General features: G+C 71.4%; 4 protein-coding genes and 1 pseudogene. 3 read left to right on the forward strand and 2 right to left on the reverse strand.

Going from position 1 to position 5,039, the window contains the following annotated elements; genetic code table 11:
• Positions 1–72: 72 nt before the first annotated feature.
• Together G448_RS0109555 and G448_RS17090 are read left to right on the forward strand one after the other, a co-directional pair.
• Positions 73–1,848 (forward strand): YcaO-like family protein, encoded by a 1,776-nt coding sequence (locus G448_RS0109555; RefSeq protein ID WP_026407791.1) that lies wholly within the window; start codon positions 73–75, stop codon positions 1,846–1,848.
• Positions 1,849–1,859: 11 nt separating this feature from the next.
• Complete coding sequence (locus G448_RS17090; RefSeq protein WP_026407792.1) at positions 1,860–2,453, forward strand: hypothetical protein; 594 nt, start codon at positions 1,860–1,862, stop codon at positions 2,451–2,453.
• Positions 2,454–2,822: 369 nt separating this feature from the next.
• Here the strand turns inward: G448_RS17090 and G448_RS0109565 are convergent, their stop codons facing one another.
• Both G448_RS0109565 and G448_RS0109570 read right to left on the reverse strand, forming a co-directional pair.
• Positions 2,823–3,491, reverse strand: a complete 669-nt coding sequence (locus G448_RS0109565; protein WP_026407793.1) for a response regulator transcription factor — start codon at positions 3,489–3,491, stop codon at positions 2,823–2,825.
• The gene (locus G448_RS0109570) at positions 3,488–4,627 is read right to left on the reverse strand and encodes a sensor histidine kinase (protein WP_026407794.1); all 1,140 of its coding nucleotides are present in this window, start codon (positions 4,625–4,627) and stop codon (positions 3,488–3,490) included. The genes G448_RS0109565 and G448_RS0109570 overlap by 4 nt, the downstream gene beginning before the upstream one ends.
• Before the next feature lie 177 nt (positions 4,628–4,804).
• Here G448_RS0109570 and G448_RS18550 point away from each other — a divergent pair.
• Positions 4,805–5,039 (forward strand): annotated as a pseudogene (locus G448_RS18550) (hypothetical protein); the annotation flags it as partial.

Below are 5,039 nucleotides of genomic sequence, written 5' to 3' on the forward strand. Positions count from 1 at the left end.
CGAGGGCGCGCAGGTGCACGGCCCGACGCTGGAGGACGCGTTCATCGAGCTGACCGGAAAGGAGCACGAGTCATGATGCGCGGGACACTCGCCGCCCCGACGGCGCGCGGATACCGATTCGGCCCGGCCACCGCCCTCGGGGCGCCGCCGGCCGTCTGGGACCTGGAGAACGAGGAGGACCCGCCCCCGGGCACCAGGGTCTTCCGCAGCGAACGGACCCTGCTCGTCTGGCCCGCGTGGGCCGCCGGGATCGAGGGCGCCTACGCGCTGCTGCGCACCCGCTGGGCCGCGACCCGATCGCCCATCGTCCAGGGCCAGTACAGCCTGGGCGTCCCGCTCCTGGGGCGCCGGGACCTCGTGCCGCGTCGTCGCGCGGACGCGGAGGGCCTCCAGGCGCTGGCGGACGTCCTGAGCCCGAGCCCCGTCCGCCTCGGCACGGGCTGGCGGGTTCCCGTCTGGGAGCTCGACATCGTGACGAGCCGCATCCGTCGGGGCGAGCTCGCCGTCCTCGTCGGGGAGACCGGACCGACGCGCTCCGACGGCTCCGGCCCGCTGCGCCGTCGCGGGCTCGACGACCTCCCCCTGGACCCCGAGGTCCTCATCAACCCCGTGTGCGGCATGGTCGCGGCCGACGCCGACCAACGGCTCGACTGGGAGACCACGGCCCCCGTCGCGGGCCAGACCCCCGTGTGGAACGACGGCCGCGTGCGCCCCCTGACCTGGAGCGGTCAGGCCGCCTCCTACGCCCGCAGCCGCACGGCGGCCATGCTGGAGAGCCTGGAGAGGCTCGTCGGCTCCCGCCAGCACACGGGCACCACCGTCCTGGCCGCCCAGGCCGACCTCGCCGCCTCCGGCAGGGAGCACCGGGTGCCCGGGGACTTCGGGGACTACGGGCCCGCCGCCTACCGGGACATCATGGTCCCCTTCTCCCCGCACGACCCGCACGAGTGGGTCGCCTCCGAGTCGCTGCGCGATGGTCGCGCCGTCCTCGTGCCGCGGGACCTCGCCTTCTTCGGCCAGTCGCTGTCCACGTCCCGCTGGGCGATGGTGTGCTCCTCCGGCGTCGCCACCGGCTCGACCCGGGAGGAGGCGATCGTCTTCGGCCTCATGGAGCTCATCGAGCGCGACGCCTTCGTCAACAGCTGGTACGCGCGGGTGCCCGGTCGGCGGATCGACGTCGAGTCCGTTCCGGGACTGCGCCCGCTCCTGACCCGGGCCTCGCTCCTGGGCCACCGGATCGAGCTGCTCTCCCTGCCCTCCGAGACCGGCCTTCCCATCATGGTCGCCGTCGCCCGCGCCACGAGCGCCGCCGCCGTCGGCGCCGCCGCCCACCCGGAGCCCGCCCGCGCGGCGCGGGGCGCCGTCGAGGAGGCGTGGACCTACCTGCCCGAGCGCACGAGGGCCGTGGAGGCCGACCGCGCTCGCTGCCTGGAGCTGCGGCGGGACCCCTCGCTGGTCAGGGAGATCGACGACCACCCGCTCCAGTGCCTGCTTCCCGAGGGCGCCGAGGACCTCGACGACTACCTCGGCGACGGCCCCGCCCTGCCGCTCGACGAGGTCGTGACCGCCGGCCCCCTGGCCCGCACCGGGGCGGCCGGGCTCCTGTCGGCGCTGGTGGGGTCCCTGGGGACGATCGGCGTCGAGCCGCTCGCGGTGCGCTGCACCGCACCGGTCGAGTCCGCGCTCGGGCTGGAGACCTGGTCGGTCCTGGCGCCGGGGCTCGCCCCCCTCGACTTCGGATGGCACCGCCAGCGCGTCCTGACCATGCGCAGACCCTTCGACTACTGCCGGCACGTCGGCGTCGTCGCGCCCGACCGCCTGCGGGATCGCCCCCACCCCTTCTCCTGAGAGGAAGACCCGTGAATGAGACAACCGCCCGCCCGAGCGCCGCCTCCCCCGGCGCCCTCGTCATCCTGACCTGCAGCGCGATCGCCATGTCCCTCCCGGGAGCGGTGCTCGCGGGCCCGCCCGGGCTCCTGGTCACCGTCCTCATCGCGCTCGCAACCCTCTGGTGCTGGACCAGGACCCGCCCGACCCCGCCCCCCACCCGGCTGGGGCGCCGGGGCGCGGCCTGGGTCCAGGCAACCGCGATCGCGGAGGGGGTCGTCACCACCACCGGCTTCATCCCCCTGATGATGACGGGGCATATTCGATGGTGGCTCCCGCTCGTGCTCTGCTCGGTCTCCATCCACCTGACGACCTTCCTGGTCTGGGCGCGCCGGAGGGCGGATCTCCTCCTGGTCCCCGTCTCGTGGGCGGCCGTCGGCCTGGCGGCGGCCCTCACGGCGCAGGGGCAGTGGCGCGCCGGCTGGGTCGAGGGCGGCTGGGTGATGGCCGTCGCGGTCCTCGGCTACGTCCTCGTCCTGGCGACGCCCGCCGGGAACGTCCTGTGCGGGCCCGTCAGGATGGGACGGGCCCGCACGATGGTGAGGGGGTCAAGAACGAGCGAATAACTGATTCCGCTGTTTATTAGCCTTATGAGCCTTATTAGCCGTGGCAACTCCAGATAGCGAGACAACCTTTCCAACTCGCCGCGGGCGCCGAGTGCGATGCGCCCTGCGGGAACGGCGTCGGCGATGACGGGGCGGCCACCGCGGGGGCGGCGAGCCCCAGGAGCGAGGCGGTCAGGGCGAGGGTGGAGAGGGCGCGGAGGGAACGGCGCATCTGAGTGACTTCCTTGTCGGTGGGCTGCTTGTCATCCCGGTGGGATGGCATCCACCCTGGTCGATCCGCTCGGATGTGCGGTTCCTCACTTGGGTCCTCGGGGCCTCCTCCCTTCGTCGGAGGAGGTGATTCGGTGGGCGGGCGCAGCCGGCGGCCCGTCAGCCTCCGATGCCCCTCTTGTGCGCCTCGACGACGATCTCGAGGCGGCTGCCGACGTCCATCTTCCGCATGATGGAGGAGACGTGGGTCTTGACGGTGGTCTCCGCGACGTTCATCTGGCGCGCGATCTGATGGTTCGTTCGGGCCTGGCACAGGAGGTGGAGCACCTGCTGCTCGCGGTCGGACAGGTCCAGGTCCGTGATGGTGCCGGCATTGGGGGACTGGCCGTGGAGGTATCGGTCCAGGATCCGGCTCGTCGGCTCGGGCGAGAGGACCTTGCCGCCGGCGTGGATGGTGCGGATCACCCCCGCGATCTCCGTCGGGCGCGTGGTCTTGAGCAGGAAGCCGGAGGCGCCTGCGGCGATCCCGCCGTCGAGGAAGGTGTCGTCGTCGAAGGTGGTGAGCAGGAGGACCCGTGTCCTCTCGCTGGTCTCCAGAATCCGGGAGGTCGCCTCCACGCCGTTGAGCACGGGCATCTGGATGTCCATGAGGGCGACGTCGACGGTGCGCTCGTGGACGAGGCCGACGGCCTCGGCGCCGTCGGCCGCGGTGGCGATGACGTCGATGTCCGGTTCCGAGTCGAGGATCGAGGACAGCGTCTCGCGGACGATGGCGTCGTCATCGACGACGATGACGCGGATGGTGCCGGTCGGGTTCTGGTGGGTCATGGGGTGTCCTTGGGTGTGAGGGGGAGGGTGGTGTGGAGGATCCATTGGTGGTCGGTGGGTGTGATGGTGGTGGTGCCTCCTAGGGCGTGGGTGCGTTCTTGGATGCTGAGGAGTCCGAGTCCGGAGGAGAGTTGTTGGTCGTGGTGGTGGTTGGCCAGGGGGTTGATGACCAGGAGTTCGGCGTGGGTGTCGGTGATGTCGAGTTGGATGGTGCATTGGGCGTCGGGGGCGGCGTGCTTGATCATGTTGGCGGTGGATTCGTGGAGGATGCGGGTCAGGGTGGTGGTCAGGGTGGGGGGTAGGTTGGTGAGGTCTCCTTGGTGGGTGATGGTGGTGTGCAGGCCGGCGGTGGTCAGGTCGTGGTGGGCTTGGGTCAGGGCGGTGGGGAGGTCTGTGGTGGGTGTGGGGTCGAGTGGGGTGTTGGTGTCCTGTCGGAGGAGGCGGAGCATGGTGCGCAGGTCGGTGACGGATTGTCGGCCGGTGGTGATGATGTCGTTGAGGGCGGTGGTGGTTTGGTGGTGGTCGTGGGGGTTGTTGCGGGCGTTTTGGGCGAGGAGGACGATGTGGGTGTTGGCGCGGGCGAGGGTGTCGTGGAGCTCGCGGGCGATGAGGGCTCGTTGGTTGCGCAGGGCCTCGGTTCTGGCGGTCTCGGCCCTGGCCACGCTCGTGTCGGCCCTGCGCAGCACAGCAGCCATCCCGAAGCAGATGAAGAACCATGAAGTCTGTTGCTGGATGAACACTCCCATGCTCCGGCCCGCGTGCCAGGCCAGGAGGTTCCCGCCCGCGGTGGCCGCCGCGATGACCAGGGCCTGGGGGCGGCGACGGGCCCGCAGGAGGATGAACAGCGCGAGCCACGTGGCGACCACGGTTCCTGTGAACTCGCCGGTGCCGATGGTGCAGGCCGTGCTCAGCGCCATGACCGCGGTGATCGTCCACGGAAAACGGGACAGTAGCAGGAGCCCCCAGGGAACGAGGATTCCGAGGAGGGCGAAGACCCCGAGGTCCAGGGACATCAGTGACAGGGCGGACAGGCACAGGCTGGTGGCCGTCAGGGTGTACAGCCCCCAGCGGGCGCGCCAGGCCGCCCGCAGTCGGGCGGAGGCACGGCGGAGCGTCGGCGGCGACAGGGATGGCATCGGCGACCTTTCAGATTCAGGTTGGTCCTAAGCGTAGTCGACTTCAGTTCGACTCCGACTAAAGGAGGAGGGCCCCGGGACGGGAAGAAGGAATCCACGCCCCCCGCCGCCGCGGGATGCTGATGCCGTCACACAGATCGACGGCTCGCCGCCGTCGCCCGAGCAGAGGAGACAGGCATGACCATTGTCCTTGATCGTCCGCGTCCGGCCCCCTCCCGGCCGGCGCGCCCCTCGGAGGGGCCGCCCCGGGCCGCCGCCGGCCGCAGAGCGGAGACGGTCCCCACCGCCGCCGAGCCCGTTGCGGCGACCGCCGCGGCACCGGTGGTTGTGCGTGGTGTGCGTCAGTCGTATGGGGGTCGTGAGGTGCTGCGGGGGGTGGATCTTGTTGTGGAGCGGGGTTCGTTCCATGGTG

It is taken from the genome of Actinomyces gerencseriae DSM 6844 (assembly GCF_000429265.1).
Taxonomy (GTDB): domain Bacteria; phylum Actinomycetota; class Actinomycetes; order Actinomycetales; family Actinomycetaceae; genus Actinomyces; species Actinomyces gerencseriae.